Annotated in this window: 19 protein-coding genes; 6 read left to right on the plus strand and 13 right to left on the minus strand. The window is 73.2% G+C overall.

Annotation, left to right across the window (positions count from 1 at the left end; all coding sequences use genetic code 11):
* Nucleotides 1–156 precede the first annotated feature (156 nt).
* Complete coding sequence (locus tag ACIRQF_RS06140) at nucleotides 157–579, plus strand: MarR family winged helix-turn-helix transcriptional regulator (RefSeq protein ID WP_382482667.1); 423 nt, start codon at nucleotides 157–159, stop codon at nucleotides 577–579.
* A gap of 149 nt (nucleotides 580–728) precedes the next feature.
* On the opposite strand, the gene ACIRQF_RS06145 is transcribed toward ACIRQF_RS06140, so the two are convergent.
* The 3 genes from ACIRQF_RS06145 to ACIRQF_RS06155 all read right to left on the minus strand — a co-directional run bounded on the left by ACIRQF_RS06145 (nucleotide 729) and on the right by ACIRQF_RS06155 (nucleotide 4,508).
* Nucleotides 729–1,040, minus strand: a complete 312-nt coding sequence (locus tag ACIRQF_RS06145) for a hypothetical protein (protein ID WP_404089238.1) — start codon at nucleotides 1,038–1,040, stop codon at nucleotides 729–731.
* Nucleotides 1,041–1,158: 118 nt separating this feature from the next.
* The gene (locus tag ACIRQF_RS06150; protein ID WP_404089240.1) at nucleotides 1,159–2,475 is read right to left on the minus strand and encodes a M14 family metallocarboxypeptidase; all 1,317 of its coding nucleotides are present in this window, start codon (nucleotides 2,473–2,475) and stop codon (nucleotides 1,159–1,161) included.
* The gene (locus ACIRQF_RS06155) at nucleotides 2,472–4,508 is read right to left on the minus strand and encodes a Xaa-Pro dipeptidyl-peptidase (protein WP_404089242.1); all 2,037 of its coding nucleotides are present in this window, start codon (nucleotides 4,506–4,508) and stop codon (nucleotides 2,472–2,474) included. The genes ACIRQF_RS06150 and ACIRQF_RS06155 overlap by 4 nt, the downstream gene beginning before the upstream one ends.
* A gap of 200 nt (nucleotides 4,509–4,708) precedes the next feature.
* On the opposite strand from ACIRQF_RS06155, the gene ACIRQF_RS06160 reads away from it, so the two are divergent.
* A complete protein-coding gene (locus ACIRQF_RS06160; RefSeq protein WP_389750174.1) occupies nucleotides 4,709–6,232 on the plus strand; it encodes a M1 family metallopeptidase in 1,524 nt (507 codons plus the stop codon).
* A gap of 343 nt (nucleotides 6,233–6,575) precedes the next feature.
* Here the strand turns inward: ACIRQF_RS06160 and ACIRQF_RS06165 are convergent, their stop codons facing one another.
* Nucleotides 6,576–7,127: a GNAT family N-acetyltransferase gene (locus tag ACIRQF_RS06165; RefSeq protein WP_376631257.1), complete on the minus strand. Its 552-nt coding sequence runs from the start codon at nucleotides 7,125–7,127 to the stop codon at nucleotides 6,576–6,578.
* Nucleotides 7,128–7,174: 47 nt separating this feature from the next.
* On the opposite strand from ACIRQF_RS06165, the gene ACIRQF_RS06170 reads away from it, so the two are divergent.
* Entirely contained in the window at nucleotides 7,175–7,759 is a 585-nt protein-coding gene (locus tag ACIRQF_RS06170; RefSeq protein WP_404089245.1) for a TetR/AcrR family transcriptional regulator, read from the plus strand.
* A 175-nt stretch (nucleotides 7,760–7,934) separates the two neighbouring features.
* On the opposite strand, the gene ACIRQF_RS06175 is transcribed toward ACIRQF_RS06170, so the two are convergent.
* Both ACIRQF_RS06175 and ACIRQF_RS06180 read right to left on the minus strand, forming a co-directional pair.
* Nucleotides 7,935–8,792, minus strand: coding sequence for an oxygenase MpaB family protein (locus ACIRQF_RS06175; protein ID WP_404089553.1), 858 nt, complete (start codon nucleotides 8,790–8,792; stop codon nucleotides 7,935–7,937).
* Between the two features lie 440 nt (nucleotides 8,793–9,232).
* Complete coding sequence (locus tag ACIRQF_RS06180; protein WP_404089247.1) at nucleotides 9,233–9,721, minus strand: hypothetical protein; 489 nt, start codon at nucleotides 9,719–9,721, stop codon at nucleotides 9,233–9,235.
* A 172-nt stretch (nucleotides 9,722–9,893) separates the two neighbouring features.
* On the opposite strand from ACIRQF_RS06180, the gene sph reads away from it, so the two are divergent.
* Entirely contained in the window at nucleotides 9,894–10,901 is a 1,008-nt protein-coding gene (gene sph / locus ACIRQF_RS06185; protein ID WP_404089249.1) for a sphingomyelin phosphodiesterase, read from the plus strand.
* A 109-nt stretch (nucleotides 10,902–11,010) separates the two neighbouring features.
* Here the strand turns inward: sph and ACIRQF_RS06190 are convergent, their stop codons facing one another.
* The 3 genes from ACIRQF_RS06190 to ACIRQF_RS06200 form a co-directional block, all read right to left on the minus strand.
* The gene (locus tag ACIRQF_RS06190; protein WP_404089251.1) at nucleotides 11,011–11,490 is read right to left on the minus strand and encodes a hypothetical protein; all 480 of its coding nucleotides are present in this window, start codon (nucleotides 11,488–11,490) and stop codon (nucleotides 11,011–11,013) included.
* A gap of 161 nt (nucleotides 11,491–11,651) precedes the next feature.
* Nucleotides 11,652–12,134, minus strand: a complete 483-nt coding sequence (locus ACIRQF_RS06195) for a macro domain-containing protein (protein ID WP_382485745.1) — start codon at nucleotides 12,132–12,134, stop codon at nucleotides 11,652–11,654.
* Between the two features lie 79 nt (nucleotides 12,135–12,213).
* Nucleotides 12,214–13,356 carry a PP2C family protein-serine/threonine phosphatase gene (locus ACIRQF_RS06200; RefSeq protein ID WP_404089253.1) on the minus strand — a complete coding sequence of 381 codons (1,143 nt, stop codon included), beginning with the start codon at nucleotides 13,354–13,356 and terminating at the stop codon, nucleotides 12,214–12,216.
* Nucleotides 13,357–13,467: 111 nt separating this feature from the next.
* Here ACIRQF_RS06200 and ACIRQF_RS06205 point away from each other — a divergent pair, with 111 nt between their 5' ends.
* Nucleotides 13,468–14,256, plus strand: coding sequence for a MerR family transcriptional regulator (locus ACIRQF_RS06205; protein ID WP_404089255.1), 789 nt, complete (start codon nucleotides 13,468–13,470; stop codon nucleotides 14,254–14,256).
* Here ACIRQF_RS06205 and ACIRQF_RS06210 read toward each other — a convergent pair.
* The 4 genes from ACIRQF_RS06210 to ACIRQF_RS06225 form a co-directional block, all read right to left on the minus strand.
* The gene (locus ACIRQF_RS06210; RefSeq protein ID WP_376631270.1) at nucleotides 14,240–16,429 is read right to left on the minus strand and encodes a 3-hydroxyacyl-CoA dehydrogenase NAD-binding domain-containing protein; all 2,190 of its coding nucleotides are present in this window, start codon (nucleotides 16,427–16,429) and stop codon (nucleotides 14,240–14,242) included. The two genes, ACIRQF_RS06205 and ACIRQF_RS06210, sit on opposite strands and share 17 nt — an antisense overlap.
* A 39-nt stretch (nucleotides 16,430–16,468) precedes the next feature.
* Nucleotides 16,469–17,692 carry an acetyl-CoA C-acetyltransferase gene (locus ACIRQF_RS06215; protein WP_404089258.1) on the minus strand — a complete coding sequence of 408 codons (1,224 nt, stop codon included), beginning with the start codon at nucleotides 17,690–17,692 and terminating at the stop codon, nucleotides 16,469–16,471.
* 305 nt (nucleotides 17,693–17,997) lie between these two features.
* Nucleotides 17,998–19,140, minus strand: a complete 1,143-nt coding sequence (locus tag ACIRQF_RS06220; RefSeq protein ID WP_382485756.1) for an acyl-CoA dehydrogenase family protein — start codon at nucleotides 19,138–19,140, stop codon at nucleotides 17,998–18,000.
* Nucleotides 19,137–20,288 (minus strand): CaiB/BaiF CoA transferase family protein, encoded by a 1,152-nt coding sequence (locus ACIRQF_RS06225; protein ID WP_404089260.1) that lies wholly within the window; start codon nucleotides 20,286–20,288, stop codon nucleotides 19,137–19,139. The genes ACIRQF_RS06220 and ACIRQF_RS06225 overlap by 4 nt, the downstream gene beginning before the upstream one ends.
* Nucleotides 20,289–20,510: 222 nt before the next feature.
* On the opposite strand from ACIRQF_RS06225, the gene ACIRQF_RS06230 reads away from it, so the two are divergent.
* A complete protein-coding gene (locus ACIRQF_RS06230; protein ID WP_404089262.1) occupies nucleotides 20,511–21,698 on the plus strand; it encodes a saccharopine dehydrogenase family protein in 1,188 nt (395 codons plus the stop codon).
* Nucleotides 21,699–21,705: the final 7 nt, after the last annotated feature.

Below are 21,705 nucleotides of genomic sequence, written 5' to 3' on the forward strand. Positions count from 1 at the left end.
CGCGGCCGACTCTACAGCAATGCTGTGCAGTTCTGCTGTTCAGTTGCGCTGTTCAGTTTGGCTGTACAGTGCCGCTGTACAGCCCCGCTGTTCAGTTTGGCTGCGCAGCCAGCCTGCCCAGCCCGGCTGCGCAGCTTCGCTGCGTTAAAATGGGCCATGCCCCTTCCGGAATCCGCCGCCACCGCCGCCGAACTGCGCACCGCGCTCGGAAAGCTCACGCGGCGCGTGAAGCTCGAGGACCAGATGCCGCTCGGTCAGGCGTCCGTCCTCGGCGCGCTGGACCGCAGCGGCGCGATGACGACCAGCGAACTCGCGGCCGATCAGCGGGTGCGCCCGCAATCCATGGCCCGGGCCGTCGGACTGCTCATGGAACAGGGCCTGATCACACGCCGGGCGCATCCGACCGACGGTCGTAAGAGCCTCGTCGACCTCTCCCCCGCGGGCCGGGAACTGCTCGAAGAGGAGCGGGGCCGCCGGGCGGACTGGCTGGCGCGGGCGATCGACGCGGAACTCACGGAGGAGGAGCGGGAGCTGCTGACCCGGGGCATCGGGCTGATGGAGCGGCTCGCGACACACTGAGGCCCGGCCCCACACCCGGCACGACAGCCGATCCTGCGGCCGACACGACCCCGGCGCCCGCCGCGGGATCACACGCCCCGCACACGGCGCCGGCCGCCGCGCGGGGTGATCCCCGCGTGGCGGCCGGCTTACGGCGCTTACGCCGCGATCTAGCGCGGGAAGGGCTTCGGCGCGGTGTCGTCCGCGTCGATGCAGGCCTGCGCCTTGCGGTCCAGCGCGTCGGCCTGGGCGCGGGCCTTGCGGGCCTCCGCCGTCGCACCGAGGCGCTGCAGCTTGGCGGCCTTGCTGCGGAGCTCGGCGGCCTCCTTGTGCATCCTCTCGACGTTGCAGGTGACCGTCTTGCCGGCGGCCTGCGCGGCGGGGGCGGTGGCGGTCTGCCCGAGCAGCAGGCCCCCGGCCAGCAGCATCGTGGCGGCGAGAGCCGAGAGGGTACGGCGGCGCAGCGGCGTCGCGTTCGTCATGCTTTTCACTCCAAGTTCCGGACCGTGACGGTCCGTTCAGGTATGGTCAATACCGGCTGGTAACCATAACTCGGAATGATCATGTTCCTCGACCGGGTCGACCGCGGTCACCAGGTCCTCAACAGGTCTCCACACGCTCTCCGTGAGTCAGCGCGTAGGCCGCCCCCGGATCCAGGAGCAGCGGCACCAGCGCGCGCAGCGACTGGCGCAGCGGTACGAGCGCGCCGCCGCCGCCCTGCTCCCGCACGACGACGCCGTGCAGTTCCAGCTCATCACCCACCTCGGCGTACTGAGCATCCGTCAGACGGTATGCGCAGGGCGGGTCCTGGAGGATCTCGGCGGGTTCGGCGGGGTCGTTGTCCGCGCCGCCCAGCAGGATCGGACCACGGTCGAGGAAGCCGGTGTGCCGGGCCGGCGCGGTGGCCGCCGAGAGCCGGCCGCCTCGCTCGTCGAGGTAGTCGAACGCCCCCTGGAGCGCGGCGCGTTGGGTGGCGACCCGGCGACGGTGGTTGCGGGCCGGGTCGTTCTGCTCGCCCGAGGTGAGCGCGTCCTCGCGCGTCTCGACGAGCAGGCCGGCCGCGTGCTTGACGCCCACCGTGTTGCGCAGGATGCGCTCCTGACCGTCGCCCGCCACCTGCTTGACCGGCTCACCGGTGACGGGGTCGGTCCAGATGCCGTAGATGCCGCTGCTGTATCCGGAGCGACCGGCGGCGGGGCGGACGTACGCCTCCGAGAGCGTGCGGGACTCGTCGTGGACGCGCTGGTCGGTGTTGAGGTTGCGCGGCCAGAGCGCGAGCAGGTCCTTGTCGTAGTAGGGCGGGGTCGCGCTGTACTCGTGGAGGTCGTAGACGAGTTCCGGGCGCCGGTCCCGGATGAGCGCGGCGAGCGCCCGCCCCTCAGCCGTACGCAGGGCGATGTGGTCGCGGTTGACGTCGACGCCGTCGCTGTTGCCCCGGGTGTTCGCCTCCCGGCCGTCGGGGTTGGCGGTGGGGACCACGAGCAGCGTCGTTCGGGCGAGGAAGCGCCGGGTCCCGGCGTCCCGCGCGTACGCGAGATCGCGCAGGGTGCTCAGGCAGGCCTCCCGGCCGGACGGTTCGTCACCGTGCTGCGAGCAGACGAGGAGCACGGTGGTGGGGCCGGTGCCGAGGGCGGCGAGCCGGAGCGGGCGCCCCTGCGCGGTCGTCCCGATCCGGCGGACGGAGAGGCGGGGGCTGCTCCGGTCGACGGCGGCCAGGAAAGCCGTCTCCTCGGCCTCGGTGGTCCAGCGCGCGCCGTCGGTCGTCTCGAAGCCGGTGCGCGGGGCCTGGGCCGGCGGCACGGGCGCGCCGGCGGCGCCCGCGGCGTGGGTGGGCGTCGCGAGCAACGGCAGCCCGAGTGCGGCGAGGCCCGCCGTGACGGTGAGCGCGCGCCGGGAAGTGCGGTGGGTGCGGGTCATCGGGCCTCGCCGGGGATCGGGGCACCGGTGCGCGGGGGCGCTGCGGCACCATGAGGGGCGCCGCCGCGCGGGAGCGCGTGGGCGCCGGTCGGGGTGACACCGTGCTGAACGGCCTCGCCCGCCGGGAGGTCACCGGCCGTGGCCCGGTCGAAGGCCCCGGTCCCGCCGAGCAGCGGTACGGCGGCCCGGGTGCGGGCGAGGTCGAGGGTGAGGGCGGGCCGGGTCGACGGCGGATCGAGCAGGTCCCTGTCCGTACCTGCGACGATCAGGGCGAGACGGTGCCCGGCGGGGACGACGTGGTCGGTCGGGGCCAGCCGCACGGTGAGCGTGTACGGGCGGCCCGGGGTCAGCGGACGGCCGGTGCGCGGATCGGCCCAGGTGCCCAGGTCCGCCCAGCCGCGGCTGACGACGGTGTACGCGACGTCGGCGGTGCGGGCCCTCGTCTCCTTGTAGCAGGCGCTGTCGCCGTCCGTGCTCGCGCCCCAGCAGGTGCGCTCGGTGAGGGTGGTGATGCCCTCGCCGGGTTCGGCGTAGGCGCGGATGGCGGCCGGGCCGAGATCGACGAGGACGGCCGTCAGGTGGGCGCTCGTGGTGGTGGGCGTGGCCGTGACGGTCACGGTGGAGGAGCCGGCGATGCGCAGGTCGCGGGTGAGCGTGCCGGTGGAGAACCCGGCCTTCGCGGGGGTGGGCCGGTCGATGTCGGCGGCCCAGTCGAGCTCGCCGAGGGCCGGGTCGTCGGTGAAGGTCTCGGTGCTGCCGCGCGGGGCGGGCGTACGCCCGAGGGCGCCGACCCCGGGGGCGGCACCCGGCGCGGGGCGGAGCACGGCGGGTGCGGTGCCGCGCGGCGGCCAGCTCCGGTCGGTGGTCCAGCGGTCCGGGGCGCGCTCGATGTCGGCCATCGGCTCGCGGTCGATGCCGTTGTCGTAGCCGAGCAGCTCGTGGTCGAACCAGCGGTGCAGCGTCCTGACCCAGTCGGCGCGGCGGAAGTCGAAGGGGTCGACGTGGCCGGTCTGCGCGAGCCAGATCTTGCGCGTGACCCCGTGGCGGGCGAGGGCGTCCCACCACTGGCCGAACTGGTTGGCACGCACGTTGAGGTCCTGCTGTCCGTGCACGACGAAGACGCTGGCCTTCACCTTCCCGGCGTCGGGCACGTAGTTCCGCTCGCTCCAGGCGGGGGTCCAGTCGCCGCTGTACGGGGTGGCGGCGGCGATGCGGTCCTGGACGGCGCCGCAACGGGCCCTGGAGTCGGGGTGGTTCACGTAGTCCGACAGCCAGGTCGGGTTGGCGTCGTAGAGCGGGGCGCCCTGGGAGTGGAAGTAGTCGTACCAGGACGAGATCGCCCCGATCGGGACGACGGTGCGGAGGCCCTCGACCCCGGTGGCGGCGACGCCGTTGGCGACCGTGCCGTCCCAGCTCTTGCCGATCATGCCGACGGCGCCGTTCGACCACGTGGTGGCGTCCGCGCGCCGGTCACCGGTGCGGGTGGTGTAGCCGGGGGCGCGGCCGTTCAGCCAGTCGACGACGGCCTTCGCGGACCGGACGTCGGCCCGTCCGCCGACCTCGTCGCAGCCGTCGGAGCGACTGGTGCCGGCGAGGTCGACGGCGGCGAAGGCGTAGCCGCGCGGGACGAAGTAGTTGTCGTAGTAGAGCGGGAACCCGACGGGCCTGCCGTCGGCGTCATACGTCTTCTTCTGGCCTTCGTTGCCGCGTCCGCAGCAGGCGTAATAGGGGCTGGCGTCCATGATGACCGGGATCTTCCGGCCGGCCGCGGCGGGTTCGCGGGGGCGGACGACGTCGACGGCGACCCGGTCGGTGCGGCCGTCGGCGTCGCCGTCGTCTCCGGTGTCGACCCAGACGGACTCGCGGACGGCGGCCGCGTACGCGTACACCGGCTGCGACTCCCTTACGGGCGGGGCCGCCTGGGCACTTCCGGAGGGAGCGAGCACGAGGGAGGCGAGGACGGCCGCGGCGACGACGGCCAGGGGTCTGCGCGACGGACGGGCTCCGCGGGTTCTCCGCACACGTATCGGCATGGGCGGAAGGTACTCCGGAGGACTCCTGCGCAAAAGAGTGCCGCGTCGGACATCCGGCGCAGGGGGTTCATGTCGGCCGAATGGCGATCATGTGACAGGGGGTGCTCTGGACGTGACGTGGTGTCGGGGGCCTGAATAGTGTCGCCAAGGACCGACGACCACCCGTGCGTCTTGTGATTCTTACGACTTGGGGAGCACCTGTGCACCGCAGAATCATCGTTCCGAGCGCCCTCGCGGCCTCCCTGCTGCTGGCGATCCCGGCATCGGCGGCCGACTTCAAGATCGGCGCGCCGGGCATCGGCGACTCCTATTACCCCGCCAGCGGCAACGGCGGCTACGACGTCTCCCATTACGACCTGCGCCTGAAGTACCAGCCCGCCACCGACCTGTTGGAGGGCACGGCGACGATCCTCGCCACCACGACGCAGAACCTGTCCCGCTTCAACCTCGACCTCGGCCTGAAGGTCGACGAGGTGCGGGTGAACGGCCGCGTCGCGAAATTCGCCACCTCCGGCGACCACGAGCTCGAGGTCACCCCGGCCGCACCGCTGGAGAAGAACAAGCCGGTGTCGATCGTGGTCCGTTACGCGGGCAAGCCCTCCGAGGTGAAGATAGGCGGCTGGTCCGCCTGGGCCCGTACCCCGGACGGCGGTGTCGCCGCGCAGGAGCCGGACTCGGCCGTGTGGTGGTTCCCGTCGAACGACCACCCCCTCGACAAGGCGACCTTCGACATCTCCGTCCTGGTGCCGGACGGCCACCAGGCCATCAGCAACGGCGTGCTGCAGTCGCAGTCCTCGAAGCTGGGCTGGACCCGCTTCAACTGGCGCTCCAACAAGCCGCAGGCGACGTACCTGGCCACCCTCGCGGTCGGCAAGTTCGACATCACGACGGACCGGACGGCGAACGGCCTGCCGGTGCTCAACGCCTACAGCAAGGACCTGGGCGACAACGGCGGAGCGGCCCGCGCCTCCGTCGAGCGCACCACCGAGGTCGCGGAGTGGCTGGAGTCGGTCTTCGGGCCCTATCCCTTCAACTCCCTCGGCGGTTACGTGCCGAACGTGACCAGCGGCTTCGCCCTGGAGACGCAGACCCGTCCGTTCTACAGCCCGCGGCAGTTCGCCAACGGCGCCAACGTCTCCGTGGTCGTGCACGAGTTGGCCCACCAGTGGTACGGCGACAGCGTCTCCGTCGCCGACTGGAAGGACATCTGGGTCAACGAGGGCTTCGCCCGCTACAGCCAGTGGCTGTGGTCGGAGAAGGAGGGCGAGGGCACGGCCCAGGAACTCGCCGACTACGTCTACCGGACCCGGGCGGCCGACGACCCGTTCTGGACGGTGAAGCCGGGTGACCCGGGCGCGGAGGACCAGTTCCACATCGCCGTGTACGACCGGGGCGCGCTGGCGCTGCAGGCGCTGCGCAACGAGGTCGGCGACGAGGACTTCTTCGCGATCCTGAAGGGCTGGCCGCAGGAGCACGCGTACGGCAACGCGCGCGTGACCGACTTCGTGAAGTACGCGGAGCGCGTCTCCGGCAAGCCGCTCGCGGGCCTCTTCGACACGTGGCTCTACCAGCCGGTCAAGCCGGCGGCCCCGGCCGCCTCGGCGGCGGGCCTGGCTGCACCGACCGGGCGGGCGGCGAAGACCGTGAAGCCGGCACAGCCGAAGTCGTGGAAGAAGATCGCGGAGACGAACGCGATCCACGAGAGCGAGCACGGCAAGCGCTGACACTCGCCCACGCGCCCGGCGGCGCCTTCGTCCCGCGGTCGGGCGGGACGGGGGCGCCGCCGTCCTTCGCGGCATGTGCGGGCGGGGCGCCGTCGACCTTCGCGGCACGGGCGGGCGGGGCGCCGTCGACCTTCGCCGGCGGGCGGGACGGGGGCGCGGGGCGGACGCCTCGTCCCGCACGTGCGGCGAAGGACGGCGGCGCCCCGCCGCCGCTCCGTCACTCCTGCCCTGGCGCACCTGACCTGGGACTCCCGCCCCCGTCACAGCCGCACGTCACAGCCGCCCCGTCCTGGCCGCCCTGTCGCGCCCGGCCCGTCGTGCCCCCCCTGTCGCGCCCGTCACGTCATGCGCGCCGGGCGCGCCATTCCGAGGCGAGGATGCCCCAGATCTGCTTGTCGTGGCGTGCGCCGTCGTACGGCCAGGCCTCGCGGCGGACGCCTTCGAGCGTCATGCCGAGGCGCTGGGCGACGGCGCCACTGCGCTCGTTGTCGGCGCGGCAGTGCCATTCGGCGCGGTGCAGGCCGCGCTCCACGAGGGCCCAGTCGAGGAGGACGGCGCAGGCCTCGGTGACCAGGCCGTGCCCCTCGCCGGCCGGTTCGAGCCAGCAGCCGAGCTCGCAGGTGCCCCACGCGGCGTCGAAGTCGGTGAACATCACGCCACCGACCAGCGTGCCGTCCCGCCAGATGCCGTAGAGGCGTCCGCCGTCCTTGGCCTGGCGCTCGCCGTAGCGGACGAGGGTGCCGCGGGCCCCCTCCACGTCGCCGGTGACGAAGCCGGGACCGACCCACGGCCGGATGTGCTCGCGGGCCCGGTCCAGGTGGGCGGCGAACTCCTCGGCGTGCCAGGACTCGAGCGGCCGGAGGACGGCGTCGTCCCGCAGCGGGAGGGAGAACATGAGGACCCCATTCACACAACAAACGTTATGGCTATTACCGTAGCAGCATGCCACGCACCAAGGGCGATCACGAGGCCCGTCGCCGCGATGTCTCCGAGGCGGTTTGGCGCGTCCTCGCCGCGCACGGCTTCGGCGGCCTGACGATGCGCGCCGTCGCCACCGAACTCGGCGCCACCACCGGCCTGTTGACCCATTACTTCCCGGCCAAGCGCGATCTGGTCGCGTATGCGCTGGAGCTGCTCGACGAGCGCACGGCAGCGCGGCCGAGGCGCTCGGCTGGGCACGGTCTGGCCGCCCTGCGCGCCGCCCTGCTCGACATCCTGCCGCTCACCGCCGAGGCCACCGCGAGTAACCGGATCTGGGTGTCCTCCTGGGACACGGCGCTCGCCGACCCGGCCCTGGGCGAGGAGTACGCCCGCAAGTACGGGCGCAGCCGGGACCGACTCGCCGAGCTGGTCGGGGCCGCGCAGGAGCGCGGCGAGCTGCCCCCGGGCGACCCGGCGCGCTTGGCCGCCGGCGCCCAGTCCTTCACCCTCGGCCTGGTGGTCCAGGCCCTGTTCGACCCCACGGCCTATCCACCCGAGACCCAGGTCGAGCTCCTCGACGCCTACCTGGACGCACTGGCGGCGTGATCACGGAGCCGCGACCCCGCTGACCGCCCGCGGCACCCGATCGGCGGCGTGGTCGCCACGGTCCCGCCGCACGGTCGCCATGGTCCCGCAGCGCGGTACCCGTGGGCGCACCGTCAGGGAGCAGGGCCTTCCGCCCGCCCGACCGCCGTGACGCCGCCGCCGGCGTACGGCGACGTCATCGCCCGGTACGCGCTCCCGCCCCGCCCCGCCGGGCCTCCTGAAGGGCCTCCCGCCGGGCCTCCTGCCGCGCCTTCCGGGCCAGCGGGAGGTAGCGCAACCGCTCGGGGAGGACGGGCACCACGGCCCGCACGACCCGGGTGAAGCGACGCAGCCGCCGCTCCTGGGCGTCGTTCCACTCCAGGCCGATCGCCTCCCGCGCGTCGGGCGGCATCAGGCCGACCGTGAGGAAGGCCCTGGCCCGCAGGAAGGGGCCGCGGAGCAGCGGCCACAGCACCCTGAGGGCCAGCCGTACGGGCAGCGGGCCGCGGTCGGGGGCCGGCACGGGCTGATCGGTGGCGATCAGCTCGCGCACCACGACGGTGGCCTCGATCTCCTCGGCGAGGACGCGACGGTAGTACGGCCAGAACTCCTCGATCGTCTGCGGCATGTCCCGGTCGTGGATGCCGAGCACGCGGCCGACCTGGAGCCACTCGGCGTAGAGCTGCCGCTCCTGGGCCTCGGTCAGGGGGCGGGCGAGGTAGCGCAGGCCGTGCCGGTAGACGGGATAGCCGGTGGCGTGCACCCAGGCGTAGTAGGCGGGGGTGAGGGCGTGGTAGCGCCGCCCGTGCGCGTCGGTGCCCTGGATCTCCTTGTGGAGCGCGCGCAGTCGGCGGCCCTCCTCGGCCGCGGCCTCGCCGCCGTAGATCCACAGCTGGAGCGACCGCAGGGAGCGCTCGCCGCGCCCCCAGGGGTCGGTGCGGAAGACCGAGTGGTCGTCGACGCCGGCGCCGATGGCGGGGTGCGCGACCTGCATGGTGAGGGCGGCGGGCAGCATCAGCAGCGCCCTGACGTCACCGGCGACCGTCCACAGCACACCTCCCACGGGCGGCGGCACCGGCTCGCCACGGCCGGAAGCGGGGGCGGCGCGCCGCCCGGGGCCGGCGACAGAGGCGGGCGCGGCGTCGGTGGCGCGCCTGGAGGCGGGGGCGGACGCGGCAGCGGGGCCGGGGCCCGTGAAAGAGCCGCGCCCGGAGGCGGACCCGGGCACGGAGACGGGGTCGGCACCCGCGGAAGAGCCACGCCCGGCATCACGCACGAAGGCGGGGTCGGACGCGGAGGCGGGGCCGGCGTCGGTGGGGCGCGCCCCCTGAGCCGGGTGCTGCGGGCCGGGCATGTGATCGTCCTCCCTGACGCGGTCTCCCCCAGGCATTGTCCCCCGGCACGGAGGGAGCGCGGCGGGGCCGCCCATGACGCGGGGCCGCGACCCGGGCGCGATGGCCCGGGGCGCGGCCCCGTACGGGTGTGCGCGGTGCGTCAGGAACGCTCGGCGCCGACCGGCTCGCCGACGATGCGGCCGGCGAGGGAGCGGGCCCAGGCGTCGACGTCACCGGCGAGCTCGCGCTCGGCGGCCTCGCGCTCGGCGGCGATGCGCTCGTGGCCGGCGGCCAGGATGGCCTCGCGCTCGCGCAGACCCTCGGCGCGGGCGGCGGCGATGGCCTGGGAGCCCTCCTCGGTGGCCTGCGAGCGGATGCGGGCCGCGTCGTGGCGGGCCTCGGCCAGCTCGGCCTCGTACTGCTCGCGGATCGCGGTGGCCTCGGCGCGCAGGTCGTCGGCGCGCTCGGTGCCGCCTTCGATCGCGTCCTCACGCTGGGTGAGGGTGCGGTTGATCTTCGGGAGGATCCCCTTGGCGAGGATCAGGAAGGTCAGGGCGAAGAGGACGGCACCGAGGATGAGCTCAGCCCAGACTGGGTTCAGGGGGCCCAGGTCGGTGGGGAAGATCTGCGAGTTCTGCGCGAGGGTCATGGGCGGCATCTTACCTGGTCGCAAAACTCGCAATTCAGGCAGGCGGCCGAGAGTTGGTGCGTTTGTGCGAGCGGCGCAAGATTTCCGGCACCCAATGGCTACCGGAAGGTAACCATGTCTGATCTGATGTGCGGCGCCGGTCCAACCCCCCACTCTGATCCGGGAGTTCACAGTGCCGTTCGCAGCCATCCGCCGTATCCCCGGCGCCGCCCTCTCCGTCGCGCTCGCCGCGGCCGCCCTGGGCGCCACCGCGCCCGCCGCGTCGGCCGCCGCCCCCGCGGCTCCGGCGGGCACCGCCGCGGGCCCGCAGCTGAAGGTGCTGACGTACAACGTCTTCCTCTTCTCGAAGACGCTCTATCCGAACTGGGGCCAGGACCACCGCGCCGCGGCCATCCCCGCGGCGCCCTTCTTCCAGGGCAACGACGTCGTCGTGCTCCAGGAGGCCTTCGACAACTCGGCGTCCGACGCCCTCAAGGCGAAGGCCGCCACGCAGTACCCGTACCAGACCCCGGTCGTCGGCCGCTCGAAGTCCGGTTGGGACGCCACCGGCGGCGCCTACTCGACCACCACGCCGGAGGACGGCGGTGTGACGCTGCTGAGCAAGTGGCCGATCGTCCGCAAGGAGCAGTACGTCTACAAGGACGCCTGCGGCGCCGACTGGTACTCGAACAAGGGCTTCGTCTACGCGGTCCTCGACGTCAACGGCACCAAGGTCCACGTCGTCGGCACGCACGCCCAGTCGACCGACCCCGGCTGCTCGGCGGGCGAGGCGGCGCAGATGCGCAGCCGCCAGTTCAAGAACATCGACGCCTTCCTCGACGCCAAGAACATCCCGGCGAACGAGCAGGTGATCGTCACCGGCGACATGAACGTGGACTCGCGCACCCCCGAGTACGCGTCGATGCTCGCCGACGCGGACCTGGCCGGCGCGGACGCCCGCACCGGCCACCCCTACTCCTTCGACACGGCGCTGAACTCGATCGCCCACGACCGCTACCCGACCGACCCGCGCGAGGACCTCGACTACGTCCTCTACCGGGCCGGCAACGCCCGCCCGGCGAACTGGACGAACAACGTGATCCCGGAGCAGACCGCGCCCTGGACCGTCTCCAGCTGGGGCAAGCAGTACACCTACTCCAACCTGTCCGATCACTACCCCGTGACGGGCCGGGTGGGCTGACCCGACCGGGCACGGACCGGCCGTGGGCCGGGCCCGGAACACGGGGAAGGCGCCGTGGACTCGCGCAGAGCCCACGGCGCCTTCGCGCGTGATCCGAAGGCACGACGGGCTAGTAGACGCCCCCGTAGACGCTGTACGCCCAGAGGGCCACGACGGCACCCACGCACAGCAGGACGACCCACGAGCCGACGCCCGTGTGACCTCCCCTGCGCGGGCGGACCGCCTTCGACCGGCTCCTCGCCCGGGCCGGCCGGGCTGCCCGGCCGGCCCGGGCCGCCCCGGCGGTCGAGGGCGCCGCGTCGGCTGCGGTCTCCGCGAGCAGCCGACGACAGACCGCCGCCAGCTCGGCCGTCCCGGCCGTGAGGTCGACCACGGCCTCCAGTCGGGCGGGCGCGGTCGTGCCCCCGTCCAGGATCCGGCCGGCCCGGACCAGCGCCTGGTCCTTGCCGGCGGTCGGCGCCAGGCTGATCCAGCGCCGCACGTGGTCGCCCCTGATCACCACACCGCCACCGCGTTCGCGGTAGACGGTGTGCTCACGCCACAGGACCGCGGCCAACTCCGTGGCCGTCTCCCTGAGTTGCGCCTGCATTTCCCTCCCCTGCCATGCCCCTGATTCGAACAGACGCATGACTCTAGCGTCCGCGGCACCCCTCCCCCCGCCGGGGTGCCCGGGGCCTCCGGGCCGCGCCCTTCGGGTCAGGCCGGATCCCGTGCCGGACACCGCGTGCCGGGCGTGATCAGGAAGGCGGCCTAGGCTCCGACGTCGTACACGGTGACCGGTATCCCCCGGGCCAGGAGCCGCTCCGTCACGAGCGGCTCGATCCGGGACCACGTCCCGCCCGCGAGCCCGCAGCCGATCCGCGGCATGTGCACGGAGGCCTCCAGCTCCACGGCCCGGTCCGCGAGCCGGCCGAGCGCCGCGTCGATCGCCTCGTACCGCACGGGCACCCCGCTGCTCCGGCCCGTCCGTATGCCCCGCTGGCCGACCAGATTGGCCACCCACACGTACGGCTCCACCCGCACGAACTGCGCCGCACCGAGCCCGAAGTCGTTCCCGGCCCGCTCACGGTGCCAGCGGCGGTAGGCGGCCTCGGGCTCCGGCCAGCGGCGCGAGACCGCCAGGACGAAGCCCTTGCCCCAGCCGCCCAGGTCGTTGCACACATGCGCGACGATCTTGACGCCCTTGCCCCGCGGCGCGGTGGCGTCCCCCCGTACGTACTCGATCGCGATCACGGGTCCACCGTACGAGCCCCCACTGACAGTGCGACCGGGCCGGAGCTCCGGCCCCGCGCCCGCCCCGCCACGGCTCCGGCTAGCGCTCCGGCGCCAGCCGCTCGACCGCGACCAGGGCCGCGTCGTCGCCGAGGTGCCCGCCGGCGTACGCCTGCAGGTCGGCCCGCAGCCGGGCGAGCAGGGCCGGCGGGTCGTACCCGGCCCAGGCCGTCAGCCGCTCCTCCAGGGGGTAGAAGGCGCGCGAGTCGTCGCGGGCCTCGATGACACCGTCCGTGTAGAGCAGCAGCACGTCACCGACACCGAAGGGGAAGGTCTCCACCTCGGCATCGGGGGCGAGGACGTCCGACAGCCCCAGCGGCGGGCTCGAGTCGCCCCGGTCCAGGGCGGTCACCCGCCCGTCCCGGAGGAGCAGGGGCGGCGGGTGACCGCAGTTCACGAGCCGGACCACCGGCTCGTGATCGGGGATGTCGAGCACCAGCGCGGTGACGAAGGCCTCCTCCGTGCTGTCGGCCGTCTCGTCGGGCTCCGATCCCGTCCCCGGTCCGTTCTCCGTCTCCTCGGCCGAGCCGACGCCGGCCTCCAGGTGCCCGACGAGCTCCGGCAGCTCCTGCTCGCGGCGGGCGGTGACCCGGAAGGCGCCGAGGACGAGCGACGCCTCGCTGATGGCGTCGAGCCCCTTGCCCCGGGCGTCCCCGATCAGCAGGCGGGTGCCGTGCGCCGTGCGGGCCGCCGCGTACAGGTCGCCGCCCATCTGTGCCTCCTCCTCGGCCGCCAGGTACACCGAGGCGATGTGCAGGGGGCCGGCGCGGCGGGGCAGCGGGCGCAGCACGACGCTCTGGGCGGCGTGGGCGATGGAGCGCAGCCGCGTCACCCTGTTCTCGTCGCGCTCGCGCAGATAGGCGAAGAAGGTCGCGATGATCGAGATCAGGACCAGCGCGACGATCTGGTAGGTGTGGTTGAGGTCCGTGAGGTTCGTCCTGGCGAGCGCGACCGCCGATTGCGCGAGTACCGCGACCGCGCCGACGAAGGCCGTCATCCGGGGTCCCGCGAACGAGGCCGTCACCGCGGGCGCGGCGATGAGGAAGGGCCCCAGGTGCACGTCGGGCGGAACCAGGACGTCCACCACGGTCACCGCGACGATCAGCGCGAAGGGCGCGGCGAGCAGCAGCCGTCCGCCACGCCGGGAGAGGCGGGGGACGAAGGCTCGCCGCTGGGGATCCATGGGAAAGGCATACCTCAGCCGACGGGGTGTGTCCTGTTGCCCGGGGCCGGGTCGCGCCCCACGCGAACCAGCTCTTTTACATCACTGGTGAGACAGCAATACTGTTGAACCATGCAGCAGGGGAGCGACGAGGACCAGGGCGAGGGGCGGGCCGCCGGACCCACCTACACCGTCGACGAGCTGGCGGCGCGGGCCGGGGTGACCGTGCGGACCGTGCGGTTCTACGGCACGCGGGGTCTGCTGCCGCCGCCCGTGATCGGACCGCGGCGGGTCGGGCACTACGGGCCCGACCACCTGTCCCGGCTCGCCCTCATCGAGGAGCTCCAGCGGCAGGGCATGACGCTGGCCGCGATCGAACGCTATCTGGAGCAGCTGCCGCCCGACCTCAGCGCCCAGGACCTGGCGATCCACCGGGCCCTCGTGGCCAGCTGGGCGCCCGAGTCGGCCGAGGAGATCACCCGGCAGGAGCTGGAACGGCGGGCGGGGCGGCCGCTGACCGACCGCGACGTCGACCGGCTGGCCGCGATGGGGGTGCTCGACAAGGGGCCGGACCCGGACGTGTTCCGGCTCGACGGCTCCCTGCTGCGGCTCGGCGTGGAGCTGCTCGACGTCCCCATCGAGCACGAGACGATCCTCGCCTCCCGGACCGTGCTGCTGGAGCACGCCCGGACGGCCGCGCAGGAGCTGGCCCGGCTGTTCCGGGAGCAGGTGTGGAACCCGTACCGGGAGAGCGGCGAGGACCCGGACCACCTGACCGCGATGAAGTCGCTCTCGGCGCACATGCAGCCGATGGTGATCCAGTCCCTCGTCACGGCCTTCCAGCGGTCGCTCAGCGAGGAGCTGAGGACCGCCTTCCGGACCACTCCCCCTCCCGCTCCGGGCGCTACACCGCGTCCGTGAAGACCTCGCCGCGCTCGGCCTTCTCCAGCAGGAGGGCCGGCGGGTTGAAGCGCTCGCCGTAGGTGGTCGCCAGCTCGCGGGCCCGCTCGACGAAGGCGGCGACCCCGACGCCGGCGGCGCCCTCGTAGCCGTTGACGTACTGGAGCACACCGCCGGTCCAGGCGGGGAAGCCGATGCCCAGGATGGAGCCGATGTTGGCGTCGGCGACCGAGGTCAGCACGCCCTCCTCGATCAGCCGGACGGTGTCCAGCGCCTCGGCGAAGAGCATCCGCTCCTGCATGTCGCGGAACGGGATCTCGACCCCGGGCTTGGTGAAGTGCTCGCGCAGGCCCGGCCACAGCTTGCCGCGCCTGCCGTCCTCGCCGTACTCGTAGAAGCCGGCGCCGCCGCTGCGGCCGGGGCGGCCGAACTCGTCGACCATGCGGTCGATGACGATCTCGCCGGGGTGCGAGACCCAGGTGCCGCCGGCCTCCTCGACGGCCTTCCTCGTCTCGTTGCGGATCTTGCGCGGCAGGGTGAGGGTCAGCTCGTCCATGAGGGAGAGCACCTTCGCCGGGTAGCCGGCCTGGGCGGCGGCCTGCTCGACGGAGGCGGGCTCGGCGCCCTCGCCGACCATGGCGACGCCCTCGTTGATGAAGTGGCCGATCACCCGCGAGGTGAAGAAGCCGCGCGAGTCGTTGACGACGATCGGCGTCTTGCTGATCTGGCGGACCAGGTCGAAGGCGCGGGCCAGGGCCTCGTCACCGGTGTGCTCGCCCTTGATGATCTCGACCAGCGGCATCTTGTCGACGGGCGAGAAGAAGTGCAGGCCGATGAAGTCGGACCGGCGCTCCACGCCCTCGGCGAGGACGGAGATCGGCAGGGTGGAGGTGTTGGAGCAGAGGAGCGCGTCGGGCTCGACGACGTGCTGGACCTCCTGGAACACCTTGTGCTTCAGCGAGGTGTCCTCGAAGACCGCCTCGATGACGGCGTCGCAGCCGGCCAGGTCGGCCACGTCACCGGTCGGGGTGATGAGGGCGAGCAGCGCGTCGGCCTTCTCCTGGCTCGTACGGCCCTTGGCCACGGCCTTGGCGCACAGCTTCTCGGAGTACGCCTTGCCCTTGGCGGCGGCCTCGGTGGTGACGTCCTTGAGGACGACCTCGATCCCGGCGCGGGCGCAGGAGTAGGCGATGCCGGCGCCCATCATGCCGGCGCCGAGTACGGCGACCTTGCGGACCTTGCGCGGCTCGATGCCCTGGGGGCGGTTGGCGCCGGAGTTGACGGCCTGGAGGTCGAAGAAGAACGCCTGGATCATGTTCTTCGCGGTCTGGCCGGTGACCAGCTCGGTGAAGTAGCGGCTCTCGATGGTGAGCGCGGTCTCGAAGTCGACCTGCGAGCCCTCGACGGCCGCCGCCATGATGTTGCGGGGCGCCGGGTAGGGGGCGCCGTTCAGCTGCTTGCGCAGGTTGGCGGGGAACGCCGGCAGGTTGGCGGCGAAGCGCGGGTTCGACGGGGTGCCGCCGGGGATCTTGTAGCCGGGGACGTCCCAGGGCTGCTGCGACTCGGGGTGCGTGTCGATGAAGGCGCGGGCCATGGCCAGCATCTCCTCGGGCGTGGCTGCCAGCTCGTGGACCAGGCCGTTGTCCAGGGCGCGCCGGGGGTTGTACTGGGTGCCCTGGAGGAGCACCTTGAGCAGCGCGTCCGTGATGCCCATGAGGCGTACGGTACGGGCGACGCCGCCGCCGCCCGGAAGCAGGCCCAGGGTGACCTCGGGCAGGCCGATCTTGGAGCCGGGCGCGTCGAGCGCGATCCGGTGGTGCGAGGCGAGCGCGATCTCGTAGCCGCCGCCGAGCGCGGCGCCGTTGATCGCGGCGACGACGGGCTTGCCGAGCGTCTCGATGCGGCGGAGCGCGTTCTTGATCTCGATGGCCGTGTCGAAGATCGCCTGGGCGTCCTCGGGGCCGGCCTTGATCATGTCCTTGAGGTCGCCGCCGGCGAAGAAGGTCTTCTTTGCCGAGGTGTAGACGATGCCGCGGATGGAGTCCTTCTCGGCCACCGCACGGTCGGCGATCGCGGTGATGGAGGCCCGGAAGGCCTGGTTCATCGTGTTGGCGGACTGGTCGGGGTCGTCCAGGACGAGGGTGACGACGCCGGTCTCGTCCTGCTCCCAGCGGATGGTGGTGCTCTCGCTCATGCTGATGCTTCTCCGTAAGAAGGGGTGCGGACCGGGCGGTCAGAAGCGCTCGACGCGCTCGACGATGGTGGCGATGCCCATGCCACCGCCGACGCAGAGGGTGGCGAGGCCGTAGCGCTTGTCCTGGCGCTCCAGCTCGTCGACGAGGGTGCCGAGGATCATGGCGCCGGTGGCGCCGAGCGGGTGGCCCAGCGCGATGGCGCCACCGTTGACGTTGACCTTGTCGAGGGTGGTGCCCATGTCCTTGACGAAGCGCAGGACGACGGCGGCGAAGGCCTCGTTGATCTCGATCAGATCGATGTCGTCGATCGTGAGCCCGGCCTTGGCGAGCGCCTTGCGGGCGGCGGGGGCGGGGCCGGTGAGCATGATGGTCGGCTCGGAGCCGGAGACGGCGGCGCCGACGATGCGGGCGCGCGGGGTCAGGCCGTGGCGCTCGCCGACCTCGCGGGAGCCGATGGCGACGAGGGAGGCGCCGTCGACGATGCCGGAGGAGTTGCCGGCGTGGTGGACGTGGTCGATCTCCTCGATCCAGTGGTACTTCTGCAGCGCGACCGCGTCGAAGCCGCCGAGCTCGCCGATGTCGGCGAAGGAGGGCTTGAGCTTGGCGAGGGAGTCGGCGGTGGTCCCGGGGCGCATGTACTCGTCGTGGTCGAGGACGGTGAGGCCGGCCCGGTCCTTGACGGGGACGACCGAGCGGTCGAACCGCCCGTCCTTCCAGGCCGCGGCGGCGCGCTCCTGGGAGAGGGCGGCGTACTCGTCGACGTCGCGGCGGGTGAAGCCCTCGATGGTGGCGATGAGGTCGGCACCGATGCCCTGGGGGACGAAGTTGGTGGCGATGTTGGTCATCGGGTCGGCGAACCAGGCGCCGCCGTCCGAGGCCATCGGCACGCGGGACATGGACTCGACGCCGCCGGCGAGGACGAGGTCCTCCCAGCCGGACCGGACCTTGGCCGCGGCGAGGTTGACCGCTTCGAGGCCGGAGGCGCAGAAGCGGTTCTCCTGGACGCCGGCGACGGTGTCGGGCAGGCCCGCGGCGATGGCGGCGATCCGGGCGATGTCGGAGCCCTGGTCGCCCACGGGGCCGACGACACCGAGGACGATGTCGTCGATGGCGGCCGGGTCGAGGTCGGGGAAGCGGGAGCGGATCTCGTGGATGAGCCCGACGACGAGGTCGATGGGCTTGGTGCCGTGCAGGGCTCCGTTGGCCTTGCCGCGGCCGCGCGGGGTGCGGATCGCGTCGTAGACATAGGCTTCGGTGGTCACGGTGTTGCCTTTCGCATGAGGGTCAGGCGCGAGGGTCGGGCGCGTCGGTCGGGCGCGAGGGTCGGGCGGGTCAGGCGTGCGGGTCGGGCGGTCAGGCGCGAGGGTCCGGTGGGGGTCGGGGGCCCCGGGTCCGGGTGGACACGGGGGCCGGGCGGGCGCCGGATCAGGCGGGTGCGGATCGGGCGGATGACGGACCGGACGGAGCCGGATCAGGCCGGGGTGGGCATCGGGCGGGCGCGGATCGGGCGGATGACGGACCGGACGGAGCCGGATCAGGCCGGGGTGGGCATCGGGCGGGTGACGGATCAGGCGAGCAGGGAGCGGCCGATGATCTCCTTCATGATCTCGGTGGTCCCGCCGTAGATGGTCTGGATCCGGCCGTCGGTAAAGGCCCTGGCGACCGGAAATTCGCTCATGTAGCCGTATCCGCCGTGAAGTTGCAGACAGCGGTCGGCGACCCGCTTCTGCAGTTCGGTGGACCACCACTTGGCCATCGAGGCGTGGACGGCGTCCAGCCCGCCCTCGGCGTGCTCCTCGACGCAGCGGTCGAGGAAGCTGCGGGTGACGGCGCACTCGGTGGCCATCTCGGCGATCTCGAAGCGGATGTGCTGGAGCCGGGCGAGCGGGCGGCCGAAGGCCTCGCGCTCCTTCACGTACGCGGTGGTGACCTCCAGGAGGTGTTCGGCGCCGGCGATGGCGGCGACGGCGATGGCGAGCCGCTCCTGGGCGAGGTTGGTCATGAGGTGGACGAAGGCACCGTTGAGCTCGCCGAGCAGGTTCTCCTTGGGGACGCGGACGTCGTGGAAGAAGAGCTCGGCGGTGTCCTGGGACTTCTGGCCGATCTTGTCGAGGTTGCGGCCGCGCTCGAAGCCCTCCGCGCCGCGCTCCACGACGAGGAGGGAGAGGCCGTGGGCGCCCCCCTCGGGGGTCGTCCGGGCGACGACGACCACGAGGTCGGCGAGGATGCCGTTGGAGATGAAGGTCTTGGAGCCGTTGAGGATCCAGTGGTCGCCGTGGTCCTCCGCGGTGGTGCGGATGGCCTGGAGGTCGGAGCCCGCGCCGGGTTCGGTCATCGCGATGGCGGTGACGATCTCGCCGCTGCAGAAGCCCGGCAGCCAGCGCCGCTTCTGCTCCTCGGTGCCGAGCGAGGTCAGGTAGGGGCCGATGATGTCGTTGTGCAGGCCGATGGCGAGGCCCGGGGTGCCGGCCCGGGTGAACTCCTCGGCGAGGACGGCGCTGTACCGGAAGTCCGGGTTTCCGCCGCCGCCGTACTCCTCGTCGACGGCGAGGCCGAGCAGGCCCTGCCGGCCGGCGGCCCGCCAGACCTCGCGGGAGACGATGCCGTCCTTCTCCCACTGCGCGTAGTGCGGCAGCACCTCCTTGGCGAGGAAGGTGCGCACCACCTCGCGGAAGGCCTCGTGGTCGGCGGTGTAGAGCTGGCGCTTCATGCGGAGGGCTCCTCGGGCTTCGGGGTCAGTGCGGGTACGGCCCAGTCGCGGGCGACCTCGTCGGTGTCGGCGCCGGGCAGGGCGGGGCCGGTACGGAGGGTGCCCGGGGTGGCGGAGAAGCGGGGCGCTGGCGCGGGCTGGACGAGGCCGGCGTGCTCGACGAAGGTGCCGCGGGCGGCGAGGTGCGGGTGGCCGGGGGCCTCGCGCAGCGAGAGGACGGGGGCCACGCAGGCGTCGCTGCCGGCGAAGACCTCGGTCCACTCTTCCCGCGTACGGGTGCGGAAGCGCTCGGCGACGGCGGTGCGCAGTTCCGGCCAGCGGGCGAAGTCGCGGCGGGCGGGGGCGACGTCCTCGATGCCGAGGAGGCGGGTGAACTCGTCGTAGAACTGCTGCTCCAGGGCGCCGACGGCCATGTAGCCGCCGTCGGAGGTCGCGTAGGTGCCGTAGAAGGGGCAGCCGCCGTCGAGCAGGTTGACGCCGCGCCGGTCCTGCCAGCCGCCGGCCGCGAGCATGCTGTGGATCATGGTCGCGAGGTGGGCGGTGCCGTCGACGATGGCGGCGTCCACCACCTGGCCCTCGCCGTGCTCGCGGGCGTGCCGGAGGGCGGCGAGGACGCCGATGACGAGGTACAGCGAGCCGCCGGCGTAGTCGCCGACGAGGTTCACAGGCACGGTCGGCGGGCCGTCCGGGTCGGGGCCGATCATGCCGAGGGTGCCGGTGACGGCGATGTAGCCGATGTCGTGCCCGGCGGTGGGGGCGAGCGGCCCGTCCTGGCCCCAGCCGGTCATCCGGCCGTAGACGAGCCGCGGGTTGCGGGCGAGGCAGGCCTCGGGGCCCACGCCGAGGCGTTCGGCGACGCCGGGCCGGTAGCCCTCGACGAGGACGTCGGCCCGCGCGACCAGGTCGAGCACGGTGTCCGCGCCGCCCTCGGCCTTGAGGTCGACGAGGACGGAGCGCTTGTTGCGGTTGGTGAGGTCGTAGGCGGGGTCGATGCCGAGGCCCGGGCCGCCGGGCCGGTCGACGCGGACCACGTCGGCGCCGAGGTCGGCGAGGAGCATGGCGGCGAAGGGGCCGGGGCCGATGCCCGCGAGTTCGACCACGCGTACGCCGGAGAGCGGGCCGCCGCGGGACGGGCGGGGTGTCGTCATCGAGGCCCCCAAGGGTGCGCGAGATGGCTGCATGGGTGTGACAGTGATGATGTAACACCGAAGATGCTAGGAACGCGTTCCACTCCGCACAAGCCCCCGAGCCGAGCAAGCGCTTGGAAATTACCCGGGGGTACCGCCCGGTCCGCAAGCGGGGCGCCGTCCGCTAGAGTCCGCCGACGACATGCGCGCCGGGGGACGGCGCGGGCGAAGGCGAGGGGCTGGATGGACACAGGGGCGGCCGCACGGCCGTACGACGTCGTTCTCTTCGGGGCGACCGGGTTCGTGGGCGAGCTCACCGCGGAGTACCTGGCCGAGCACGCCCCGTCGGGCTGCCGCTGGGCCCTCGCCGGACGCAGCCGGGGCAAGCTCACCGCGCTGCGCGGACGCCTGGCCGAGCGGTGGCCGCGCTGCGCCGACCTGCAGATCCTCGTGGCCGACTCCACCGACCCCGAGGCGCTGCGCGAGCTCGCCGGCTCCGCGCGGGTGGTGGCCAGCACGGTCGGCCCCTACGTCTGGTACGGGGAGGAGCTGGTCGCGGCCTGCGCCGAAGCCGGCACGGACTACGTGGACCTGACCGGCGAGGCCGAGTTCGTGGACCGGATGTACGTGCGCCACGACGCCCGCGCCCGGGAGACCGGCGCACGGCTCGTGCACGCCTGCGGCTTCGACTCCGTCCCGCACGATCTGGGCGTCTACTTCACCGTCCAGCAGCTGCCGGAGGGCGTCCCGCTCCGCGTCGACGGCTTCGTCCGCGCCGGCGCGGTCTTCTCGGGCGGCACCTTCGCCTCGGCGCTGACCGCCTTCGGGCGCGGCCGGGAGATCCTGCGGGCCGCCCACGAACGACGCCTGCACGAACCGCGGCTGGTCACCCGCCGGGCCCGCGCACCGCTCGGCGGCCCGCGCTTCAGCCGCGAGACCGGCACGTGGGCGCTGCCGCTGCCCACGCTGGACCCCCAGGTGGTGGCGCGTTCCGCGCGCGCACTCGAGCGTTACGGCCCCGACTTCCGCTACCGGCACTACGCCTCGGTCCGGACCCTCCCCATGGCCCTGGGCGGCACGGCCGCGGTGGGCACGGGCGCCCTGGCCGCCCAGATCCCCTCCGTCCGCCGCTGGCTGATGGACCGCTACGAACCGGGCCAGGGCCCGAGCGCCGAACGGCGGGCCCGCAGCTGGTTCTCCGTCCGCTTCGTCGGGGAGGGCGGCGGACGCCGTGTCTTCACCGAGGTCTCGGGCGGCGACCCGGGCTACGACGAGACCGCGAAGATGCTCGCCGAGTCGGCGCTCTGCCTCGCCCTCGACGACCTCCCGAAGACCTCCGGCCAGGTCACGACGGCGGTCGCGATGGGCGACGCCCTCCTCGCCCGCCTGCAGAACGCCGGACTGCGCTTCCGGGTGGCGTACGCGGGCTGAGCGGGGG

The organism is Streptomyces sp. NPDC101191 (genome assembly GCF_044767915.1).
Lineage (GTDB): Bacteria > Actinomycetota > Actinomycetes > Streptomycetales > Streptomycetaceae > Streptomyces.